The sequence below is a fragment of the Phenylobacterium sp. genome (genome assembly GCF_030645195.1).
Lineage (GTDB): Bacteria > Pseudomonadota > Alphaproteobacteria > Caulobacterales > Caulobacteraceae > Phenylobacterium.
The window spans coordinates 1-4,559 of record NZ_JAUSLW010000069.1; the positions used below are offsets into that span (position 1 = coordinate 1).

Here is a 4,559-nt window from a genome sequence, read left to right on the forward strand (position 1 = left end):
AAGTGGGGGCCCATGGTCCCCAACCCCCACCGCATGGGCGATCCCGACGAATACGCCCAGCTGGCCGCCCACATCTGCGAGAACGACTTCCTCAACGGCACCACCATCCGCCTGGACGGCGCGCAGCGGTTCTAGGGGGGCGGGCGAACGGTCGGGTCCGGCCGTCGAAGGCCTATCGAAGCCAGTTCACGACGGTCAGCCCATCGACGCGCCCGAACTCACGCTCGTTGTCGGTGACGACCGAACAGCCGGACGAGATCGCATGGGCGGCGATCAGCATGTCGTTGCCGCCGATCGGCGTGCCCGCCGCCTCGAGCCGGGCGCGAAGCTGCCCATAGGCTACGTCGGCCGGCGCCTCGAAGGGCAGGACCTCCAACGCGGCCAGCACCGCCTGTAGTTGGGCGGTCAGGCGCGGGGAGCCCTTCTTGGCGGCGCCGAACCGCAACTCGGCGGCGACGATGATGCTGGTGCAGATCGCGCCCTCGCCCACCTGGGCGATCCTCGCGGCGATCGGTCCCTGAGGATTGCGCACCAGATCGGAGACGATGTTGGTGTCCAGCAGGTAGCGCATCACAGATCGACAGTGTCCGGAACGCGATCCTCGATCTCAGGGAAGTCCTCGTCGATCGGCGACAGTCCAACCAGGACGGCCAGCAGCGACTTGGCCGGCGCGGCCTCGAGGATCAGCCGGTCTCCCTCCCGGTGCATGATCGCGTCCTCCCCCGGCAGCTCGAATTCTCGCGGGATTCGGACCGCCTGATTGCGGCCGTTCTTGAACAGCTTGACGTGACGGTGCGCGGTCATTTTTTCAGTTTAGCATAGGCCGAGGCATAGGCCAACGTTCAGCTTCCGTCTCGCCTGGAGCGGCCCCTCGCCGAGAGGCGCCTCATCTGTGCAAAATCGGCACGCGCCCATAGATTCGAGTGCGGCGACGGCCTGGATGGGGGCCGCTCTGATGGACAGCGGGGAGGAGGGTTCCAGTGGCCGGACATACGCGCAAGTCATTGTCGGCGCTGGACGCGCCGAGGATCGCCCCAGGCCGCGCCGAGCTGCAATCGCGATACCGCGAAGTGCGGGCCCTTAGCCGGAAACATAATTCGGGGCTCGTTGAGCTGGCGACCCATGGCGCGTTGCTTCGACAGGCGCGAAGGCTCGGTCTGGCTCATGGCAAGACGTTTTTGGTCGATGACCCATACGAACTGGCCTTCGCCTTCGATCTCCTCATCCATACCTCGCCCCCGGATCGCCCGCGCCTGGTCGACCGCTATCTTCGCAGCGTGAATGCCGAGTCCGGATCCGATGATGCGCGCGTACTTGAGGCGATGCGCTCAGCGCACTTTTCGATCCTTTACGTCGAACGCCGGCACCCCGTGGCTGGCCTGGTCGTGCGTGACCTGACATGCGATGCCGAATTTCAGCTGATGGACGAAGGTCTGGAGAGCTCCGCACCGGAGGGTTCGCTGATCGCCACCCGGCTCTACATCCTGGAGGACTTCTGCATGACCGCCGGCGTCGCAGTTCCCCTCAATGCCGAACTGCTGCGGGACGCTCTGGATTCGGTCGCATTCCTTAGCCGCCTGCCGATGCAGGACGCCGTGAGGGATCGCCGATTCGCCGAGGCCGTCTATCGCCTCGCCCTGGCCGATGGGATCAAGGACCGGATCGTCTACAAGGACGCGGGCGCGGCGTCTGAGTGAACGGCCTCCCTGAAGCCCTCGTCCAAGGTCTCCCCCTACCGCGCCGCCACCTCTGTCCCCCGCAGGAACTTCACCAGCACCCGCTGCCCGATCAGGAACGGCGCCCCGTCGGCGCTGACCACCACCTCCACCACCCGGTCGTCGGTGCGTTCGCTCGGGTCGTCGGAGACCAGCTTGCGGGCGCCGAACACCGCGGCCTGGCGCAGGACCGTCCCGCGATAGACCTTGGAGGGGTCGCTCTCCGGGGCGATCTGCACGGCCTGGCCGATGCGCACGAAGGGCAGGGCGCCCTCGGCGATCTCGGCGCGGACGATGTGCGGGGCCTCGGGCTCCAGGTCGAACATGGTCGAGACGTTCAGGGTCGAGGCGCCGGCCCCGGGATTGGCGTAGCGCCGGGCGATGCGACCGTCGGCCGGCGCCCGCACGATGGCCAGTTCCTGGTTGTAGCGGGCCTGGGCCAGGTTGGCCTCGGCCGTGGCGATGGCGGCGCGCTGGGCCTCCAGGGTCGCCTCGGCCTCGCGGATCCTGTCCTGGGCCTGGTCGAGCCGCTGGCCGGCCACGAAGTTGGCGCCCACCAGCCCCTGCAGACGGGCGCGCTCGCGCCGGGCGGTGGTGAGCTGCACCTGGGTCAAGGCTAGCTGGGCGCGGGCCTGGCGCACGGCGGCGGCGGCCTCGGCGGCGGCCAGGCGCGGCTCGTCGTCCTCCTGGCGGGCCAGGACCTGGCCCTTGGCGACCCGGTCGCCCTCCCTGACCAGCACCTCGCGCACGATGCCGGCGCGCCGCGCAGCCACCTGGATCATGCCGCCCTCGACGTCGGCCTTGCCGTTGGCGATGGCCACATAGGGGCTCTTGGGCGCCTTGGCGGCGGCGACCTTGGCGGCCTCGGCCTTCTGGGCCTTGGCCTTGCCGCTCATCGCCAGCCCCCCGCCCACGGTGAGCGCGATGACGAGGACGATGAGCCAGACGACGTGGCGGCGGAGGAAAGCGAACATGGTCTTCAGGCTCCGATGAGCTCAGGGGTCTTGGCGGCATTGGGCGCAGGCGTCGTGCGCCGGTCGTCCAGGATGCGGCCGTCCTCGATGTGGATGATGCGGTCGGCATAGGCCTCAAGCCGCGGGTCGTGGGTGACGCAGATCACGGCGGCCCCATGGCTCTTGGCGGCCCGTTGCAGCAGCTGGATGACCACCTGGCCGTTCTCGCCGTCGAGCGCGCTGGTGGGCTCGTCGGCGAACAGCAGGTGCGGCTCCTTGGCGAGCGCCCGGGCGATAGCCACCCGCTGTTTTTCCCCGCCCGAAAGCTCGGACGGCCGCTGGTGCATGCGGTTGGTCATGCCCACCTCGCCAAGCGCGATCTCGGCCCGCGCCCGGGCCTCGGCGGGGCTGAAACCCTTGTACTTCAGGATGATCGCCACCTGCTGCAGGGCCGACAGCGCCCCGAACAGGTTGAAGCCCTGGAAGATGAAGCCGCAGTGGTCCAGCCGGAACTTGTCGATCTGGCCGGGGCGCAGCTTCCACAGGTCCTCGCCCATGGCGCTCACCCCGCCGCCGTCCGGTTTCAGCAGGCCCGACAGGGTCGCCACCAGGGTCGACTTGCCCGAGCCCGAGGGGCCCATGACCATGGTCACGTCCCCGTGCAGGGCGTCGAAATCCACGGCCTTCAGCACCTCGATATGGGTGCGGCCGGTCTTGAACCGCTTGGTGAGGCCCTTGGCCACCAGGGCGTGCGCGCCAATGGCGCCGGAGGAGAGGCTCATCGCAGCAGGTCCGCAGGTTGGCTCTTCTTGAGGATGCCCATGGCCATCAGGCCCGAGGCCATGGAGATCAGCATCAGCAGGATGGCGACCCCGGTGATCCAGGGCAGGGGGAAGCCCATGGGCAGGCCGGCGCTCCTGGCCAGCAGCGAGATCAGGAAGGTCAGCAGGCCCGTGGCGCCCAGGCCCACGATCCCCACCCAGAAGGACAGCTCGATGACAATCAGGCGCAGGGAGCCCATGGAGACCCCGAGCGCGCGGAGGCTGGCGAACTCCTTGATATTGGCCAGGATCGCCCCGCGCAGGGTCTGGGAAGTGATCCCCACCCCGATCAGGAAGCCCAGGAACACCGAGAAGCCCAGCATGACCCCGATGATCTGCTCCTTCATCAGGGCGCCCTCGTTGGCCTTGGAGAGCTCGGCCCGGGTCCAGGCGCGATAGGCCCCCTTGGCGCCCGCGTTGAGGGCGTCGCGCACGGCGTCGGCGCGGCTGGAGTCGGCGATCTGCACCATCAGCGGCCCGGTCTTGTCGCTCTTCTCCCCCATGCCCAGCAGCCGCATGGTGTCGCGGGAGATCACCACCGAGGGCTGGTTGATGTCGGGATAGCCGTCGAGGACCGCGCGCACCTTGACCGACTTGCCGTTGATGGCCGCCGCGTCCCCGGGCTTGACCCCCAGGCGGGCCAGGGCCGTGCGGTCGATGGCCACGGCGTAGGGCTCCTGCAGGGCCAGGCGCACGCTCTCGGGATAGTCCACTGGCAGGGTCACCGCGCCCACGCGGGTGTCGACCATATTGACCTGGACATAGGTGGTGATGGCCTTCTTGCCGTCGGTGGGCCGGTTGTTCCAGCGCGCGCCGTCGCCGTCGAAACTGGCCACCTCCACCACGTCGGGGTTCATGTAGATCTGCGGCTGGATGCGGCGGGGCAGGCCCGAGGGACCGGAATTGATCAGGCTCTCGGACTTGGCCGGCAGGATCATGATGTCGGCCCGCGACCGGTCGATGGTCGCCGTGGCGCCCTTCACGATGCCGGTGAACATCCCCACCTGGGCCAGGATCAGCAGGCCCGAAAAGGCCAGCGCGATCACGGCGGCCAGGTAGCGGCGCCATTC

At 68.7% G+C, this 4,559-nt stretch carries 6 protein-coding genes; 1 reads left to right on the forward strand and 5 read right to left on the reverse strand.

Going from position 1 to position 4,559, the window contains the following annotated elements; genetic code table 11:
- Positions 1–172 precede the first annotated feature (172 nt).
- A complete protein-coding gene (locus Q7T09_RS06200; protein WP_304698509.1) occupies positions 173–571 on the reverse strand; it encodes a type II toxin-antitoxin system VapC family toxin in 399 nt (132 codons plus the stop codon).
- Positions 571–804, reverse strand: a complete 234-nt coding sequence (locus Q7T09_RS06205; RefSeq protein WP_304698510.1) for an antitoxin — start codon at positions 802–804, stop codon at positions 571–573. The genes Q7T09_RS06200 and Q7T09_RS06205 overlap by 1 nt, the downstream gene beginning before the upstream one ends.
- Positions 805–980: 176 nt before the next feature.
- Between Q7T09_RS06205 and Q7T09_RS06210 the strand changes: the two genes are divergently transcribed.
- Positions 981–1,697, forward strand: coding sequence for a hypothetical protein (locus tag Q7T09_RS06210; RefSeq protein ID WP_304698513.1), 717 nt, complete (start codon positions 981–983; stop codon positions 1,695–1,697).
- 35 nt (positions 1,698–1,732) lie between these two features.
- Here Q7T09_RS06210 and Q7T09_RS06215 read toward each other — a convergent pair whose 3' ends face one another.
- The 3 genes from Q7T09_RS06215 to Q7T09_RS06225 form a co-directional block, all read right to left on the reverse strand.
- Complete coding sequence (locus Q7T09_RS06215; protein ID WP_304698515.1) at positions 1,733–2,689, reverse strand: HlyD family secretion protein; 957 nt, start codon at positions 2,687–2,689, stop codon at positions 1,733–1,735.
- 5 nt (positions 2,690–2,694) lie between these two features.
- Positions 2,695–3,450 carry an ABC transporter ATP-binding protein gene (locus tag Q7T09_RS06220; RefSeq protein WP_304698517.1) on the reverse strand — a complete coding sequence of 252 codons (756 nt, stop codon included), beginning with the start codon at positions 3,448–3,450 and terminating at the stop codon, positions 2,695–2,697.
- Positions 3,447–4,559 (reverse strand): ABC transporter permease (locus Q7T09_RS06225; RefSeq protein WP_304698520.1); only part of this gene is annotated, 1,113 nt, incomplete at its 5' end. The genes Q7T09_RS06220 and Q7T09_RS06225, both read right to left, overlap by 4 nt.